This window comes from Nocardioides speluncae (assembly GCF_003121585.1).
Classification (GTDB): Bacteria; Actinomycetota; Actinomycetes; order Propionibacteriales; family Nocardioidaceae; genus Nocardioides; species Nocardioides speluncae.
The window spans coordinates 265217-282369 of record NZ_QEOO01000016.1 but is presented as its reverse complement, the minus strand read 5'-3'; the positions used below and the strand labels follow the sequence as shown (position 1 = coordinate 282369).

Here is a 17153-nt window from a genome sequence, read left to right as displayed (position 1 = left end):
GGCGATCATCGGACGATGAACGCAACGGGGGGTGGCCGCGCCTGCGCGGGCATCGTGCTGCTCGCGCTACTCGCCACGACCGGCTGCCAGTCCGACCCGCGACCGGCCACGCTCGGCTGGCCGGCGACGATGGCCCATCTTCCTGCCGGCGAGATCAAGGCAATGATGCTGAAGGACATGCGCGCCGAGCCGCACGTGACCTGGCACGGCCGGTTCCGGGAAGAGGGCACCGAGTTCCAGCTGTGGACGCGGATGGACCGGGAAGGCAACTGCCATCTGCGGGTCAGGGTCGACACCGGCCCGATGGAGCTGAAGGTCGTCGACGGCAAGGCGTACATCCGGATGTCAGCCAAGGCGCTCCGTGCGCAGGTCGGCGACGGCGAGACGGCGGACGCGATCGTCGACAAGGCCCGCGGCAAGTGGATCCGAGCGGGCCGCGCGAGCGAGGACGATGTCGAGTACTGCGACCGTCGGCAGGTTCTCGATCGGATCGAGAAGGATCTCGACGACGACCTCGAGGTCGGCGAGTTCGATCACTTCGCGATCGGCGAGACCTTGCAGCTGCGCAGCCCGGGCGAGTTCGTCTACGTGTCGACCAAGGTCCCGCACCTGATCGCCCAGATCGTCGACTCCGACAGCAATGTCCTGAAGTTCGACTACGACGCGTTCGAGCCGATCCGGAAGCCCGGAAAGGACAAGCTGGTCGTGATCCCGGGCCTCTCGCCGGACGCCCTGCCGGTCTAGGGCTGCGCTGACCGTGCCTGTCGGAGCTCGGCGACGACCAGCGCGTCGAGGCGGTCGTACTCGTCGGGCATCAGCCGCCGGATCCACTCCCGGATCGTCTGCACGAACATGGCGCCGCTCTCGACCACCCGCGGGTCGAGGTGGCCGAAGACCTCCAGCGTCACCACGCCGTACAGCGCCGCCCAGCCGCTGTTGAACAGCCAGAGCAGGCCGGGCTCGCCCTCCGGGATGTCGGCGGGGTCGATCGGCATGAGCGGGTCGCTCAGGATCGCCACCAGCTCGGGGCCGAGCTCCTCGGGCGTCGGGTACCCGAAGTCGTACTTGCGCCAGGCCTGAACCAGTAGCCCGTTCATGAACAGCCCCGAGCACCACTGGGTCATCAGCTCGCGCCGGCTGTACGACGTCGCAGCGACCGGGTTGGCGAAGACCAGACCGAACTCGCTGCGGTGCTGCAGCCCCCAGTTCCGGAACAGCACGCACGCGACGACCAGCTTCGCGGCCGGGTCGTCGTCGGGGAACCGCTCGGTGGCCTCGCGGTAGGTGTCGGTGACCGCCTTGTCGATCTCGAACGCGACCAGGTCGACCAGCTCCTGGTAGTTGCTGACGTACCGGTACAGCGCGGGCGCGGTCACGCCCATCCCGGCGGCCACCGCACGCAACGAGAGCTCCGATCCGGAGGCCAGCAGCTCACGGGAGACCCGCACGATCTCGGCGTACGTCGCCTCCCGATGACGCATGCGGCGTCCTACCGGAGTCGCAGGATCCTCGCTCACGAAACTCCTCCCACGGTCGGATGACGGCCCGAGTTAACACCGTTTACAGTTAACGGCGTTTACCAATCCTAGACCGGAGGGGAACTTCGATGATCGAGCGATGGGGCGGGATCGTGGCCCGCAGGCCGTGGTGGGTGCTGGCCGTGGGGGTCGTGCTCACCGCTCTCGCGGCAGGCTACGGCGCCGGCGTCTTCGGCGCCCTGTCCGACGGCGGCTTCGACGACCCGGACACCGAGTCGGCGCGTGAGCTGGTGCTGGAGCGTGAGGCGTTCGGCAACAAGTCGATCGACGTGGTCGCGATCTACTCCGACGACGAGCTGGTCGCCACCGACCCGGAGTTTCAGGCCGAGGTCGAGCAGACGCTGGCCAGCATCCCGAAGTCCGAGGTGACCTCGGTGGTGAGCTGGTACGACGCCCGCGACCCGTCGATGCTCAGCAAGGACCAGCATGCGATCCAGGTGCTGATCTCGCTCGAGGGTGACAGCCAGGACGACTTCAGCAAGTCCTACGACGAGGTCGCGCCGAAGCTGGAGTCGGACGAGCTCACCACCGACCTTGCAGGCCCCTGGGCCAACTACCACGACGTCAACGAGCTCGCGTCGGAGGATCTGGCCCGCGCCGAGACGATCTCACTGCCGATCGTGGCCGTGCTGTCGCTCATCATCTTCGGCAGTGCGGTCGCCGCGGGCATGCCGGTCCTCGTCGCGCTCGTCTCGGTGGCCGGCTCGATGGCCGTCGTACGCGTGATCAGCGAGTTCACCGAGGTGTCGATCTTCTCGATGAACATCATCACGCTGATCGGGATGGGCCTGGCGGTCGACTATGCGCTGTTCGTGGTCAGCCGCTTCCGCGAGGAGCTTGCCCACGTGCCGGACGACAAGGACGGTGTGCGCCGCGCGCTCACCGTCACCATGGCCACGGCCGGGCGCACTGTGTTGTTCTCCGGTCTGACCGTCGCCGGCGCGATGGCGTCGCTGCTGGTGTTCCCGCAGGCGTTCCTGCGGTCGATGGGGTACGGCGGCATCGCGGCCGTCATGGTCGCGATGATCGCCGCGCTGACCCTGCTCCCCGCCACGCTCGCCCTTCTCGGCCGCCGGATCGACGCCGGCCGGATCTTCCCCAGAATCTGGCAGAGCTTGAACCGGCGCCGCGCCGTGGACGCCGACCAGGGCGCCGGCTGGGCGCGGATCGCACGAGCGGTCATGCGGCGTCCGCTGGTCTATGTCGCGGTGATCGTGGTGGCGCTGCTGGCCGTGGGGTCGCCGTTCCTCGGCGCGACCTGGGGAAGCGTCGACCACCGGGTGCTGCCGGCCGACGCGCCGGCCCACGTAGCCACCGAGAAGCTGGCCAGCGAGTTCGGCGCCGAGACCTCCAACGCCAGCATCCTGCTGCGCGGTGCCGACCAGGCCGAGGTGGCGGCGTACACCCAAGAGGCCGAGGCCGTCGACGGCATCACCGCGGTTCAGCCCGTGGACCAGTCGGGCGACACCGTCCTGCTGCGGGCGATCTGGGAGGGCAACAGCCAGACCGAGCAGTCGCAGCAGACGGTTCGCGACCTACGTGCGATCGACGCGCCGCCGGGCGCCGAGGTGCTGGTGGGTGGCCTCTCTGCGGACACCGTCGACCTGCTGGCCTCGGTGGCCGACCACCTGCCGATCATGGGCGTGATCGTGATCGTGGTGATGCTGGTGCTTCTGTTCGTGGCGTTCGGCTCGGTGGTGCTGCCGATCAAGGCGATCCTGATGAACGCGCTGTCGATCACCGCGTCCTTCGGGGTGGTGACCTGGATCTTCGCCGACGGGCACTTCGAGGACCTGCTGGGCTTCACGAGCACCGGGTATCTCGACGCGACCAACCCGATCCTGATGCTGGCGATCCTGTTCGGGCTGTCGATGGACTACGAGGTGTTCCTGCTGTCGCGGGTCCGCGAGGAGTGGGACCGGACGGGCGACAACGAGGCGGCAGTGGTGGCCGGCGTCCGCAAGACCGGCCGGATCATCACCAGCGCGGCGCTGCTGCTGATCGTCGTGATCGGGGCGTTCGGGCTCAGCGGGATCGTGTTCATGAAGATGATCGGCATCGGCATGGCACTCGCGATCCTGATCGACGCCACCATCATCCGGGCGATCCTGGTGCCGGCGACGATGAAGCTGCTCGGCAACTGGAACTGGTGGGCGCCCGGCCCGCTGCGCCGCTGGTGGGAGCGTTACGGCTTCCGCGAGGAGCCGGCCGCCGAGGGTCCCGTCCGTGACACCTCGCTTGCCGGGACGCCCTGAGCGTTACCCGCGCAGCAGCGCCCGGAGTGCGGCGGTGGCCCGCTCGACGGTCTCGTCGGGGACGCCGTCCCACACCTTGTGATGCGCGGCCGAGCTTGCGGTCACGGCCTCCTCGGCGGCCGCTACGCCCTCGTTGGTGAGCAGGATCTGGATGCCGCGGCCGTCGTCCGGATCCGGCTCGCGCGCCACGAGGCCGCGCCGTACCAGCTGGTTGACGACGTTGGTGGTGCCGCCGGAGGAGAGGAAGAGGCTCCGGCTGAGGTCCGACGGCTTCTGGCGGTACGGCGCTCCGGCCCGGCGCAGCGCGACGATCACGTCGAACTCGGCCGACGTCAGCCCGAGCTCCCGCAGCACCGGCCGGCCGGCTTGGTGAAGCGCGTCGGCGAGCACCATCAGCCGCTTGCTCAGCTCGCTGGTCGGGTGCAGCACCTCGGGCAGCTCGCGCTGCCAGACCGCGATGAGCTCTGCCACCCGGTCGCCCTGATCGCCCCTGCTGTCCGTCATGGTTGACAGTCTAGGTGCCTTTAGTGATAGCTTTTCATAAAGCTTTCTACTGAGGGGGTTCTCATGGCAACGAAGACACTGGTGCAGGGCGGGCTGGTCATCGACACCGCGCCGGAGGTGACGGTGCGGCACGACACCGACGTACTGATCGAGGACGGCCGGATCGCCGCGGTCGGCCCCGGGCTGGCTGCCGAGGGCGCCGAGGTGATCGACGCGCGTGGGCGGATCGTGCTGCCGGGGTTCGTCGATACCCACCGCCACCTCTGGCAGACCGCGCTGCGGGGGCTCGGCGTTGGCGGCCATCTCGGCTACTACTTCCAGCGGGTGATCGGGCCCTACGCCGGCCGGTACCGGCCGGAGGATGTCGCCGCCAGCAACCTCGTCGGTGCGCTGGAGTGCCTCGACGGCGGCGTCACGACGGTGCAGGACTACTCCCACGTCAACGGCTCGGCGGAGCACGCCGAAGCGGGCCTCGCCGCACTCGACCAGAGCGGCATCCGGGCGGTCTTCGGCATCGGCCCCTCGCCGCTCGCGGGCGGCGCGGTCGACCCGGCCGCCGTACGGCACGTCCTCGGCTCGGCCACCGACCGGGTCACCGTCGCGGTCGCCTCGCTCGGCCCCGCGTACGCGCCGTTCGAGGTCGTCGACGCCGACTGGGCGCTGGCCGCGGAGCTCGGCCTGCCCGTGGTCACCCACCTCGACAGCAGCGAGAACGCGCCGACGCCGATCGCTCTCCTCCGCGACGCCGGGCTGCTCCGGCCGGACGCACTCTATGTCCACGGCAACAACCTGCCCGAGTCCGAGCTGAAGCTGATCGCCGACTCCGGCGCCTCGGTCTCGGTCACGCCGGTGGTCGAGGCGCGGCTGCGGATCGGAGACCCGATCGCTCCCCGCCTCAAGGCGGCCGGCGTCGGCATCGGCCTGGGCATCGACACCGTCGCCTGCGCGGCCGGCGACATGTTCACCGTCATGCAGCAGACCCTCGCTCTGGGACACGACGTCTTCACCGCCGCAGAGGTCCTGCAGCTGGCGACGGTCGGCGGCGCCCGTGCTCTGGGCCTGGCCGAGGTCGGGTCGCTTGCCGTGGGTAACCAGGCCGACCTGGTCCTGCTCCGCAGCAGCGACGTCAACCTGGCCGGCGGCCTCCATGACCCCGTCACCACCGTCGTCGCCTCGGCCCAGCCCGGCAACGTGGAGACCGTCCTGGTCGCCGGTACGCCGGTCAAGCGCGACGGCCGCCTGGTCAGCACTCCGCTGGACGCCGCCGCGGAGGCGCTCTCGGCATCGCTCGGTCGCCTCGCCGCCTGACCCGCTCCGCGCCCGGGCTTAGGGGCCAGGGGCCCTGGTCAGGGCCCAGCCGTTTGGGGACCTCGGGCCCTGTGCCCCCGCGTGCTCGCTGCCTACGGTGGCTAGATCGGAGAGGGGTCCCCATGCCGGAGAGTCAGCGAGTCAGCGAGGCGCCGCCGCAGTTGCGGCTGCTTCGTGGTGCCGACAGCGACGTCGGCGGCGTCACCCGGCTCGAGGGGGCCGACGCCGTACGCCGGTTCCGGGAGCGGGCCGATGCCCGGACCACCCGCGAGCGGCTGGACCTGCTCAGCACCTCGACCGGCGCCCTGCCGGCCGGTCGGGGTCGCGACCAGGCCGCGCTCGGGCGCGGCGTACGGCTGCGGACGGTGTGCCCCACCGACTCGCTGGAGGACCGGCGTACCTCGGCCTACGTGCGCTGGCTGGTCGCCGAGGGTGCGTTGATCCGGACCACGCCGAGCCTGCCGGTGCCGCTCACGATCTACGACCGCTCGACCGCGCTGCTTGCCGTCGACCCGGCGGACCCGACACGTGCTGCCCATGTGGTGACCGGTGGCAGCCTGTTGACCGCGCTGGTCGGCCTGTTCGAGATGCACTGGAAGACCGCCGCGGAGCTGCCGTCGCTCGGCCGCCGCCGCCCGGCCGGCAAGGAGCTGGCCCCCGTCCAGCTGGAGCTGCTGAAGCTGCTCGCCGCCGGCGGCAAGGACGAGTCGGCGGCGCGGGAGCTTGGGCTGTCGGTGCGCACCGTGCGCCGGATGGTCTCCGACCTCTCCGAACGCCTCGGTGCCCGCAGCCGCTTCGAGCTCGCCGTCGCCGCCGCCCGCGCCGACCTCGTCTGACCGCATTTCGCGATAGTCCAGAACGTTTGACATCACTTTCGGCCCGGATTTGATGTCAAACGGCCTGGACTATCCCGTCGTGTGCCCTACGGGACCAGCACGATCCGGCCGCGGACGCCGCCCTTGCTGAGCAGTCGGTGTGCGTCGGCGGCCTGGTCGAGCGGCAGCGTGGAGTGCACCCGAGCGGGCAGCTCGCCGGCCGCGGTCCGCGCCAGCAGCCCGGCGAGCGTCGCCGCGTCCACCTGAACCTGGACCGCGTCGATGGTCACGTCACGGTCGGTGGTCGGCTTCATCGCCGGCAGCACTCCGATGTAGACGCCGCCGTCCCGCACGGCGGCGATGGCCGGCTCGACCAGGCTGGCCGGGTCGAGGACCGCGTCGAAGCTGCCGTCGATCTCGCTCGCGAACGCCGCGCCGCGCTCGCGCACGAACGCCTCGTCGCTCGGCCGGGCCAGCCCGGTGACCTGCCAGCCGCGCTCGGCGGCCAGCTGTACGGCGTACCCGCCGACCGCGCCGGCCGCGCCGGTGACCAGGAGGGTCCGACCCTCCGCGTCGCCCAGCAGGTCGAGGGCCTGGGTCGCGGTAAGAGTGTTGAGTGGCACGGTCGCCGCCTCGACCAGATCCAGTCCGTCGGGCAGCGACGCGACCTCGGTGGCCGGCAGCACCAGCTCCTCGGCGTACGGCCCGAACGAGCGGTCCACGCCCCCGACCATCGCGGCGACCCGGTCGCCGACCCGGAACGGGACGTCCGCGCCGACCGCGGCGATGGTGCCGGCGACGTCCCAGCCGAGACCGACGTGCTCGGGCTGGGTGATGAAGCCGAGCTGGTGGAAGATCCCGTCGCGGACCGAGATGTCGACCGGGTTCACGGCTGCAGCGGCGACGGCGATCCGGACCTCGCCGGGACCGGGCTCAGGGGTCGGCAGGTCGACCAGCTCCAAGGCCTCGGGACCGCCGGGGGTACGAATGACGATGGCACGCATGGTGTCTCTCCTCTTGCGTTGAATGGCTTACCTGCACGATCATGGGGAAGCAACTCTCCATTAGGAAGTAGGCACCCAGAAGTGCGTAAGTGAGGTCGAGATGCCCACCATGACCGCCGCCCAGCGGCGTGACCAGGCCAAACGCGAGTACGACGCGTTCCTGGCGGCCTGCCCGAGCCGCCGGCTCCTGGACCGCCTGTCCGACAAGTGGGTGACGCTGGTGCTGGCCGCTTTGGCGCGCGGGGACAGGCGCTACTCAGAGCTGGCCCGCGAGATCGCCGGCGTCAGCCAGAAGATGCTCACCCAGACCCTCCGCAACATGGAGCGCGACGGCATGGTCACCCGGACCGTGACCCCGACCGTGCCGGTGACCGTCGACTACGCGCTGACCGACCTCGGCCGCTCGCTGCAGGGCGTGATGCAGCACGTCAAGGACTGGGCCGAGGCGCACATCGACGACATCGAGGTCGCGCGCGAGGAGTACGACTCACGACAGTAGGCGCCGGATGCGCAGGGCCACGGTGAGCTCGAAGCGCCCGTCCGGGTCGTCCATGCGATCGCCGAACAGCTCGCGGAGCTGCCGCGCCCGGTAGCGGACCGTCTGCACGTGGACGTGCAGCCGCCGGCCGATGGCGAGCGGGCGGTCGGGCTCGGCGAGCCAGGCCGTGAGGGTCTCGGTGAGCCGGTCCCGGGTGTCGGGTGGCAGCTCGTCGAGCGGTGCGAGGACGCGGTCGCTCAGCTCGCGGGCCAGCTCCGGGTCGAGGGTCAGCAGCAGGTCGGTCGCGCGGTCGTCGGACCGGACCACTCGGACCGGGCCGGTCTCGGTCTCCGCAAGCGCCAGCGCCGACCGGGCCCGTCGGAGACTCAGCGGCGCCTGGCTCAGCGGTACGACCGGCCCGATGCCCGCCGGCTGGTCGCCGACCAGCTGCGCGAAGCGACTCATCGCCGACGCCTTGAGCCGGTCGGCGGGAAACACCAGGCAGACCTGCTGGTCGCGCTCGGCGACCAGCACGGTGAGTGGCAGCCGCTCGAGCCGCTCCCGGATCTCGCGCGGCGCCACGGCGACCGCGATCCGGCTGGGCAGCTTCCAGTCGGCCTCCCGGGCCGCCTGGTCCAGCGCGGACTGGGACGACGGCGGCTCGGCCAGGAGTACGTCGAGCAGGCGGCGCCGGCGCGCCTCGGATGCCCGGGCGGCCGCCGACCGAGCTTCGCCGTACCCGTCCGCGGCAGCGCCGGAGATCTCGGCGACGAACGCGAAGAGGGCCTCGGCGAGCCCGGTCAGCGCCTGCGGTGAGGCCGCCTCCCGGTCCAGTCGAGCGGTGAAGCTGCGCCACGTCGCCAGGCCGGAGAGGTGGTAGTCCCGGAGCATGTCCGGGAGGCTGCGGCCGATGTCGTAGTGGGCACGTCCGTGGGCCCGGAACGGCTCTCGGTCGCTGACCACCTCGGGATGGCCCAGCTCGGCGATGAACTGCTCGATGCCGATCGCGACGATCTCGTAGACGTCGATCGGGTTGAGCCGGTCCGGGTCACGCTGGAGCGCTTCGATCTGCTTGCCCACGGCGGTCGCGTGCTCGGCGAGATCGGCCTTGAGGAGCTCGGCCAGTGCCGGATCCAGCCGCCGCCACGGGCCGCCCGTGAACTCGACCGTCATGTAGGGAGCCTACAAACGAGGTCGGACATCCTGCGCGTGTCCAACGTAGTGGACACCTGACCGGGTCGACAGACTGACTCCGGGTGTGGGGCAACCGCGGAGAAGGATGAGTGAGCAACTGATGAGGTTCGCTGTATCTCGGGTACGACGTCCGGTGGCGCTGGCCACCAGCCTGTTCGTAGCGGCGACCCTGGTTGCCACCGGTTGGACGGCGCAGCAGTCCGCGCAGGCGAGCCCGCAGGAGAGGGGCGGGTTCGCGGTCAAGGTGCTGTCGAGCCGGGCGGACCTGATTTCGGGCGGGGACGCGCTGGTCGAGGTGGCTCTTCCCCGTGGCCTCAACCCGGCGAAGGTCAAGGTGACGGTGGCCGGGCGTGACGTCACCAGGTCGTTCGCCGTACGACGCGACGGCAGGTTCCTGGGACTGGTGAAGAACCTCGCTCCCGGGGCCAGCCTGCTCCGGGCGAAGGGCGGCGGCTTCAGCGACAAGGTGACCGTCACCAACCACCGCAACGGTGGACCGGTGTTCTCCGGGCCGCAGCTGATGCCGTGGAAGTGTCAGCCGACGGCCGTCGACAAGCAGTGCAACCAGCCCGCGACGTACGAGTACTTCTACAAGTCCGCGGTCCCGGTGGCATCGGCCGGCTTCAAGCCGTACGACCCGGCCAACCCGCCCGCGGACGTGGCCACCACGACCACCGACCAGGGCGTGACGGTGCCGTTCATCATCCGGGTGGAGACCGGCTACCAGGATCGTGACCAGTACAAGATCGCGACGCTCTACCGGCCCGGCCAGAAGTGGAAGCCCTGGGCGCCGCAGAAGCAGTGGAACCACAAGGTGCTGATGACCCACGGCGGCGGCTGCGGCATCTCGTACGGCGCCGGTGGGGCGCCGAGCGTCCACGAGGGCATCCAGCTGCCGCTGGTCGGCGACGTACTGCCGATCGACCTGCCGGTCACCGATGAGGCGCCCGCCATGCTGGCTCGCGGCTTCGCGGTCGTGTCGACCGCCCTGAACAACAACGGGCACAACTGCAACATCTCGGTCCAGGCCGAGTCGATGATGATGGTCAAGGAGCACCTGGTCGAGACGTACGGCGAGATCCGCTACACGATCGGCAGCGGCTGCTCCGGCGGCTCGATCACCCAGCAGGCGGTCGCCAACGCCTATCCCGGGATCTACCAGGGCCTGGTCGTCAGCTGCTCCTATCCCGACACTGCCTCGCCGGGCGCGCAGTTCTTCGACTACCACCTGCTGCGCAAGTACTTCGAGCGGTTCGAGCCGCTCGCGAAGGGCTGGACCCCGCTGCAATGGGCCGCGGTCGAGGGACACCTGCTGCCACTGAACGCGATCGTGGCCGACGAAGGACTCTTCAAGGGCGCCTTCCAGCCCACCACCGCCTGCCCGGGCATCAGCGACCAGCAGCGCTACCACCCGGACACCAACCCGGGCGGCGTGCGTTGCAACATCTTCGAGGGACAGGTCAACCAGTTCGGACGACGCAAGCCGGCGGTCTGGTCGGCCAACGAACGCAAGCTCGGCAAGGGCTTCGTCGGCGTACCGGTCGACAACGTGGGCGTGCAGTACGGGCTGGAGGCGCTCGAGTCCGGCGTCATCACGCCCGAGCAGTTCGTCGACCTGAACGCCACCATCGGCGGGCTCGACATCGACGCCCGGCCGCAGGCCAAGCGCACCGTCGCCGACCGGCCCGCCCTGGAGAACAGCTACCGCGACGGCTGGCACAACAGCGCGAACAACCTGGAGAACGTGGCGATCATCGACCACGGCGGGCCCGACCCGGGCCTGGCGCACGACGCCCGCTGGGCCTGGTCGATGCGCGAGCGGCTGGACCGGACCCAGGGACACCACGACAACCACGTGGTCTGGTTCGGTCAGTTCCCGATCATCGGCGACCCGAGTTACTTCACCGAGGGTCTGCTGGCGATGGACCGCTGGCTGGCCGCGGTCGAGGCGGACAAGCGCGACGTACCGGTGGCCGACAAGATCGTCCAGGACCGCCCCGGCGACCTGCGCGACCGGTGCAGCCAGGTCCAGGCGCTCACCAGCCCCGACGGGCTGAACATCCCGCTCCTGTCACCACTGATCCGGCAGCTGCTGGGTCCGGCGCTGAACCCGATCCTGGACGCGGTGAACAAGGGCCTCAACCCGGTGCTCGACCCCGCGCTCCGGCTGATCGTGGACCCGGTGCTCGAGGTCGTCTGCGGTGCCGGTGTCGTCGGCAAGGTGGTTCGAACCGACTTCGACACGCCCCGTGGGGTTGCCGGCCAGAACACCACCTCCGATGACCACAAGTGCCAGCTCAAGCCGTTGAACCGCAACGCCGACTACGGCGTCCTCGGCCTGAGCGACGCGCAGTGGAACCGCCTCAAGGCCGCCTTCCCCAGCGGCGTGTGCGACTTCAGCAAGCCCGGCGTCGGCAAGGGCGGCACCGTGCCCTGGCTGACCTACCAGGACTGCCACGGCAAGGTGCTGACCGGCGGTCAGCCCCTCGGTACGGCGCCCGCGGACTCCGCCGGCGGCTGGAACAGTCCGGCCTTCGACGGCTGGCAGCGGACCGGCAAGCGCGGCGACCTCGGCTCCTGTCCCACCCGGACCAGCTCGACGAGCGGCAGCTCCGTCCAGCCTGAGCAGCCCGGATCACCTGGCCAGCAGTCCGGTCCGCCGGAGCAGCCTGGGCCGGGCGTCGTCCAGGCGGGCAACGCCAGTCAGCAGGGCCAGCCCGTCGTGGGAGCGGCCGCCGGGTCGGCCGAAGCCGGCGCGGACGCGTCCGCGAACGGCGTACTCCCGGCCGCCGGGGCACCCCGCATCGCCACCATCGTCGGGCTCGCGCTCGCCATGCTGGTGGTCGGCGCGATGACGGTCCGACGCGGGCGGCGGGCGCTTCAGTAGCCCTGTGGCTGGCGGAAGAAGTCGTGCGGGTCGTACTTCTTGCGGACGGTGGCCAGCCGGGCGGCGTTGCCGCGGAAGTAGGCGGTCTTGTAGCTCTTGATGGTCGGGTCGGCGTAGTTGACGTAGGCGTGCAGGCCCCAGTGCGGCTTCATCGCCTCCCGGACGCTGCGGACGTAGCGGTCGGCGACGCCCGCTGAGCCGGACCGACCGTCCCAGCTGCCGTAGTACTGCACCGTCATCAGCGCCCGGCGGTGCCCGAAGGCGGTGGCGTCGTCGTCGAGGTCGCGCACCCGGCCGCCCAGCGCGTCGAGCGAGGCGCCGCCGACGAGCAGGCCGTTGGTCTGGGCGCGCCGCACCTGCGCGATCAGGTCGGCGGCGCCGTCCCGGTCGAGCGCCTTGTGGCCGATGTGGGAGGTGGCGCCGAAGCTCTCGCGGACAATCTTGCCGCCCGGTCCGGAGTGGCACTGGGACGCCGGGATGTCCGCGCAGCCGGCGTACCGGGCCATCAGCGCGCGGTAGCTCTGCCGCTGGACCGTCCTGGTGATCGGCGCCGGGACGTGCCGCAGCAGGCCGGCGAGCTGGGCGTCGAGCCCGGACGCCGGCCCGGTCCAGGTGCCTGAGACCTGCAGGACCGGCTCCGGCCGGCCGCGACCGCCGAGCAGCTTGAGCGTCGACCAGAGCCGGGTGTCGGCGACCGGCGCCCAGTCCTGCCAGGCGTCGATCAGGTCGGCCGCCGCGGAGAACCGCCAGCGCAGGTAGAAGCTCGACATCTCCGGAGCACGCTGGGTGGCGAACGTGAACGCCGTGACCATGCCGAGATGACCGCCGCCGCCCCCGCGCAGCGCCCAGAACAGGCTCGGGTCGTGGCGGGCGTCGACGGTGCGGATCTTGCCGTCCGCGGTGACCACCCGCATCGCCACGACCTGGTCGCAGGTCAGTCCCATCGAGCGGCTGAGTACGCCGACCCCGCCGCCGAGGGTCAGCCCCGCGATGCCGACCGTCGCGCACGACCCGCCGGCGATCGCCCGGCCGCGGGCGCCGAGGGCGTCGTACACCTTGGCGAGAGAGGCGCCGGCGCCGATGGTCGCGCGGGTGCCGTCGACGGCGACCCGGCTCAGGCCGCGGCAGTCGAGCACCAGGGCCTTCGGCCCGGTGTTCCCGCCACCGCCCGCTGACCAGCCGGGATAGCTGTGGCCGCCGGAGCGCAGCGCCACCCGCAGGTCGTGGTCCTGCGCGAACTTGAACGCGGTGGCGACGTCGGTGGCGTTCGCGACCCGGAGTACGGCGTGCGGCCTGGCCCAGTCATAGCGCGGGTTCTCCAGCAGCCGGGCCCGGTCGTACGGCGTACTCCCCGGCAGGCTCAGAGTGCCGTCGACGTTGCGGCGGAGCTGGCCCCACGGCGGCGCCGCTTGCTTGAGGGTCGCGAACATGCTGGCGTCGGCATCACCGGCGGGCTCGTCCGAGCAGCCGGTCATCGCCGCTAGTCCGCCCAGACCGCCCGCAAGCAGCAGGTCACGTCTGGATACCGAGAATCCGGACATGTCCCGATCCTGCCACGCAGCCACGAAAAACGGCGGGCATGACGGACGTCACGCGGGATACCGTCTGCAAATCATGAGGATGTTTGTCGCAGTTGTGCCGCCCGAGGAGGTCGTGGCGGATCTGGATGCGTTCCTGGCGGTACGCCGCGGGGCGGGGGAGTTCCGCTGGACCCCGGCGGAGCACTTCCACGTGACGCTGGCCTTCCTACCCGATGTCGCCGACCGGCACCTCGACGAGCTGGTCGAGCGGCTCGGCCGCGCCGGCGCCCGCCGTACCCCGTTCCCCGCTCGGATCACCCGCGGCGGCGCCTTCCCGAACGCCGCCCGCGCCAAGGTCCTGTACGCCGGCGTGGAGCTCGACGAGGCCGGCCACACCGAGCTCGGCCGGCTCGCCACCGGCACCCGCGCCGCCGCCTCGAAGGCCGGCACCGACGTCGAGGGTGGCCGGTTCCGCGCCCACCTCACCCTGGCCCGCCTCGGCCGCCCGGGCGAGGTCACCAACTGGGTGCGGCTGCTGGACGGCTACGGCGGACCGACGTGGACCGTCGACGAGTTCGCCCTGGTCGCGTCGTACCTCGGCGAAGGGCCGCGGAAGCGACCCCGCTACGAGGTCGTGGAGACGTTCCGGCTCGGCAAGGTCGCGGTCGGCGAGTAGCCCAAAGGCCGCGAAATGCGTGGGGTGGATCACGGCCATATTCGGTGAGACGCCTGGCCGTGGTCGGTGCTGTGCCCTAGGTTCGGGCGGGTGAAGATCGCTGTAGCCAAGGAAACCCGCGAGGGCGAGGCGCGCGTCGCGATGGTGCCGGAGCTGGTCGGGAAGCTGACCGGGCTCGGGTACGACGTGGTCGTGGAGCCGGGTGCCGGTGACGGTGCCCTGATCGCCGACGACGAGTACGTCGCCGCCGGTGCCACGATCGACGGTGGCGCCCTCGAGGTGGCCGATGTCGTCGTGTCCGTGCAGCCGCTGCCCCGGGAGTCGGTGCGCCGGCTGCAGAAGGGCGCCGCGACGGTGTCCTTCCTGCCGGGCGCCCAGGTGCCCGAGATCGTCTCCGACCTGCGCGACGTCGGCGTGACGTCGTACGCCATGGAGCTGGTGCCGCGGATCTCGCGGGCGCAGTCGATGGATGCGCTCTCCTCGCAGGCGCTGGTGGCCGGCTACCGCTGCGCGATCGTCGCGGCCGGGATGCTGCGCCGCTTCTTCCCCCTGAACATGACCGCCGCCGGCACCGTCCCGCCCGCCGAGGTCGTGGTGCTCGGTGCCGGCGTCGCCGGACTGCAGGCGATCGCGACCGCCAAGCGGCTCGGTGCCGTGGTGTCGGCGTACGACGTGCGCGCGGCGGCCGCCGAGGAGATCCGGTCGATGGGCGCCAAGTCGATCGACCTCCAGCTGGAGACGCTCGAGGGCGCGGGCGGCTACGCCCGCGAGATGAGCGAGGACCGTGCCGCCCGCCAGATGGAGGCGCTGGCGCCGTACATCGCCAACGCTGACGCGCTGATCACCACCGCCGCCGTACCCGGGCGGACCGCTCCGCTGCTGGTGACCGCCGCGATGGTCGAGAAGATGAAGCCCGGCTCGGTGGTGATCGACCTGGCCGCCGAGTCCGGCGGCAACGTCGAGGGCTCGGTCGCCGGCGAGGTGGTCCGGATCGGCGACGCTCAGGTGTGGGGCGGCTCCAACGTGCCGTCGCAGATGCCCGGCCCGGCGTCCAAGCTCTACGCCCAGAACATCGTCAACATCGTCACCTTGATGACCGCGACCGGCGAGGGCGCCGAGCCCGGCACCTTCGCCCCGGACTTCGAGGACGAGATCGTGTCGTCGTCCTGCGTGACCCACGAAGGCGAGATCAAGCACGAACCCACCAGGGCTGCGGTCGAGGGTGAGAAAGAGGAGGCCACGTCGTGAACGAGTCCATCGTCTGGCTGACGATCTTCGTGCTCAGCGTCTTCGTCGGGATCGAGGTGATCTCGAAGGTGTCGTCCACGCTGCACACGCCGCTGATGTCCGGCGCCAACGCGATCCACGGGATCATCCTGCTCGGCGCGATCCTGGTCACCGGGACCACCGACAGCAACCTCGCCCTCGTGGTCGGCCTGATCGCGATCGTGCTGGCCACGGTCAACATGGTCGGCGGCTTCGTGGTGACCGACCGGATGCTGCAGATGTTCACCCGCAAGAAGCCGAAGAAGGTCTCGACAGGCTCGACCGGCGAGGGCTCGGCTGAAGGGAAGGCCGCCTGATGCCTACCTGGGTGCAACTCGTCTATTTGGCCTGCGCGGTCTGCTTCATCCTCGCGCTGAAGGGCCTGTCCGGTCCCAAGACCGCCCGCTCCGGCAACATCCTCGGCGCGATCGCTGCGGTCGTCGCCTGCGTCGTCCCCTTCATCTACCTGCGTGACGACCTCAAGCACATCCCGCTGATCCTGGTCGCGATCGCGATCGGCACCGTCGGTGGCGTCCTCGGCGCCCAGAAGGTGCAGATGACCCAGATGCCGCAGATGGTGGCGCTGTTCAACGGCGTCGGCGGCGGCGCGGCGGCGCTGGTCGCGCTGCTCGAGCTCGAGCACATGGGGTCGAGTACGCCGTGGTTCGACCTGGCCGCGACGGCGTTCACGATTGTGGTCGGTTCGGTGTCGTTCTCCGGCTCGATGGTGACCTTCGCGAAGCTGCAGGAGCTGATCACCGGTCGGCCGATCGTCTTCCCCGGCCTGCCGATCGCGTTCGGTGGTGGCCTGATCGCGTCCCTGGTGCTGTCGGTGCTGCTGGTCAACGACCCGACGGTCCTGGTCGGCGTCGTACTCGCGCTGCTCGGCCTCGGGCTCGGCCTGCTGCTGGTGCTGCCGGTCGGCGGCGCCGACGTGCCGATCGTGATCTCGCTGCTCAACGCGTTCACCGGTCTGACCGTGGCCGCGGGCGGCTACGTGCTGGCCAACACCGTGCTGCTGGTGGCCGGCACCCTGGTCGGTGCCTCCGGTACCTTCCTCACCCTGCTGATGGCCAGCGCGATGGGCCGCTCGGTCGCCAACATCCTGTTCGGCGCGCTGAAGGGCGGCTCCACGCTCGGCGCCGGCGAGGCGTCGGACCGGCCGGTCAAGAGCGCCGGCCCGGAGGACGTCGCGATCCTGCTCGGGTACGCCGACCGGGTGATCATCGTTCCCGGCTACGGCCTCGCGGTCGCCCAGGCGCAGCACACGCTGCGCGAGCTGGTCGACGTACTCATCGATCGTGGCGCCAAGGTCGACTACGCGATCCACCCGGTCGCCGGCCGGATGCCCGGCCACATGAACGTGCTGCTGGCCGAGGCGCAGGTGCCCTATGAGCAGCTGATCGAGATGGACGAGATCAACGGCGACTTCAAGCACACCGACGTGGTCCTCGTGGTCGGTGCCAACGACGTGGTCAACCCGGCCGCGAAGACCAGCCCCGGCGCCCCGATCTACGGCATGCCGATCCTCAACGCCGACGAGGCGCAGCAGATCGTGTTCATGAAGCGGTCCATGCGCCCGGGCTTCGCCGGCATCGAGAACGAGCTGCTCTTCGACCCCAAGACCACGCTGCTCTTCGGCGACGCCAAGGACTCGCTCGGCAAGCTGCTCGCCGCAGTCAAGTCGCTCTGATCCTCGGGTGGCCGA

The 17153-nt window shown here is 70.7% G+C and carries 15 protein-coding genes; 10 read left to right on the top strand and 5 right to left on the bottom strand.

All coding sequences use genetic code 11. The features are described 5' to 3' along the window. Window positions 1-15: 15 nt before the first annotated feature. Window positions 16-744 carry a hypothetical protein gene (locus DDV73_RS08785; RefSeq protein WP_154402675.1) on the top strand — a complete coding sequence of 243 codons (729 nt, stop codon included), beginning with the start codon at window positions 16-18 and terminating at the stop codon, window positions 742-744. On the opposite strand, the gene DDV73_RS08780 is transcribed toward DDV73_RS08785, so the two are convergent. Then, entirely contained in the window at window positions 741-1481 is a 741-nt protein-coding gene (locus DDV73_RS08780) for a TetR/AcrR family transcriptional regulator (RefSeq protein WP_109506866.1), read from the bottom strand. The genes DDV73_RS08785 and DDV73_RS08780 overlap by 4 nt on opposite strands. A gap of 125 nt (window positions 1482-1606) precedes the next feature. Here DDV73_RS08780 and DDV73_RS08775 point away from each other — a divergent pair, with 125 nt between their 5' ends. Beyond that, window positions 1607-3793, top strand: coding sequence for an MMPL family transporter (locus tag DDV73_RS08775; protein ID WP_109506865.1), 2187 nt, complete (start codon window positions 1607-1609; stop codon window positions 3791-3793). A gap of 3 nt (window positions 3794-3796) precedes the next feature. On the opposite strand, the gene DDV73_RS08770 is transcribed toward DDV73_RS08775, so the two are convergent. After that, on the bottom strand, window positions 3797-4297 hold the full coding sequence (locus tag DDV73_RS08770) for a MarR family winged helix-turn-helix transcriptional regulator (RefSeq protein WP_109506864.1): 501 nt from the start codon (window positions 4295-4297) through the stop codon (window positions 3797-3799). Window positions 4298-4360: 63 nt separating this feature from the next. On the opposite strand from DDV73_RS08770, the gene DDV73_RS08765 reads away from it, so the two are divergent. Next, window positions 4361-5605: an amidohydrolase family protein gene (locus tag DDV73_RS08765; RefSeq protein WP_109506863.1), complete on the top strand. Its 1245-nt coding sequence runs from the start codon at window positions 4361-4363 to the stop codon at window positions 5603-5605. Between the two features lie 122 nt (window positions 5606-5727). After that, entirely contained in the window at window positions 5728-6441 is a 714-nt protein-coding gene (locus tag DDV73_RS08760; RefSeq protein ID WP_109506862.1) for a LuxR C-terminal-related transcriptional regulator, read from the top strand. Window positions 6442-6527: 86 nt separating this feature from the next. Here the strand turns inward: DDV73_RS08760 and DDV73_RS08755 are convergent, their stop codons facing one another. Beyond that, window positions 6528-7424 carry an NADP-dependent oxidoreductase gene (locus DDV73_RS08755; RefSeq protein WP_109506861.1) on the bottom strand — a complete coding sequence of 299 codons (897 nt, stop codon included), beginning with the start codon at window positions 7422-7424 and terminating at the stop codon, window positions 6528-6530. Window positions 7425-7524: 100 nt separating this feature from the next. On the opposite strand from DDV73_RS08755, the gene DDV73_RS08750 reads away from it, so the two are divergent. Next, a complete protein-coding gene (locus DDV73_RS08750) occupies window positions 7525-7923 on the top strand; it encodes a winged helix-turn-helix transcriptional regulator (protein ID WP_109506860.1) in 399 nt (132 codons plus the stop codon). On the opposite strand, the gene DDV73_RS08745 is transcribed toward DDV73_RS08750, so the two are convergent. Continuing rightward, a complete protein-coding gene (locus DDV73_RS08745) occupies window positions 7912-9075 on the bottom strand; it encodes a PucR family transcriptional regulator (protein WP_109506859.1) in 1164 nt (387 codons plus the stop codon). The genes DDV73_RS08750 and DDV73_RS08745 overlap by 12 nt on opposite strands. A 106-nt stretch (window positions 9076-9181) precedes the next feature. Here DDV73_RS08745 and DDV73_RS08740 point away from each other — a divergent pair, with 106 nt between their 5' ends. Further along, entirely contained in the window at window positions 9182-11983 is a 2802-nt protein-coding gene (locus DDV73_RS08740; RefSeq protein ID WP_154402674.1) for a DUF6351 family protein, read from the top strand. Here DDV73_RS08740 and DDV73_RS08735 read toward each other — a convergent pair. Beyond that, window positions 11977-13524, bottom strand: a complete 1548-nt coding sequence (locus DDV73_RS08735; protein WP_109506857.1) for an FAD-binding oxidoreductase — start codon at window positions 13522-13524, stop codon at window positions 11977-11979. The two genes, DDV73_RS08740 and DDV73_RS08735, sit on opposite strands and share 7 nt — an antisense overlap. 73 nt (window positions 13525-13597) lie before the next feature. Here DDV73_RS08735 and thpR point away from each other — a divergent pair, with 73 nt between their 5' ends. The 4 genes from thpR (at window position 13598) to DDV73_RS08715 (ending at window position 17138) form a co-directional block, all read left to right on the top strand. Further along, entirely contained in the window at window positions 13598-14179 is a 582-nt protein-coding gene (gene thpR, locus DDV73_RS08730; protein WP_109506856.1) for an RNA 2',3'-cyclic phosphodiesterase, read from the top strand. A gap of 90 nt (window positions 14180-14269) precedes the next feature. Next, window positions 14270-15427, top strand: coding sequence for an NAD(P) transhydrogenase subunit alpha (locus DDV73_RS08725; protein ID WP_109506855.1), 1158 nt, complete (start codon window positions 14270-14272; stop codon window positions 15425-15427). After that, complete coding sequence (locus DDV73_RS08720; protein ID WP_109506854.1) at window positions 15424-15762, top strand: NAD(P) transhydrogenase subunit alpha part 2; 339 nt, start codon at window positions 15424-15426, stop codon at window positions 15760-15762. Before DDV73_RS08725 ends, DDV73_RS08720 begins: the two co-directional genes overlap by 4 nt. After that, entirely contained in the window at window positions 15762-17138 is a 1377-nt protein-coding gene (locus DDV73_RS08715; RefSeq protein WP_109506853.1) for an NAD(P)(+) transhydrogenase (Re/Si-specific) subunit beta, read from the top strand. The genes DDV73_RS08720 and DDV73_RS08715 overlap by 1 nt, the downstream gene beginning before the upstream one ends. Window positions 17139-17153: the final 15 nt, after the last annotated feature.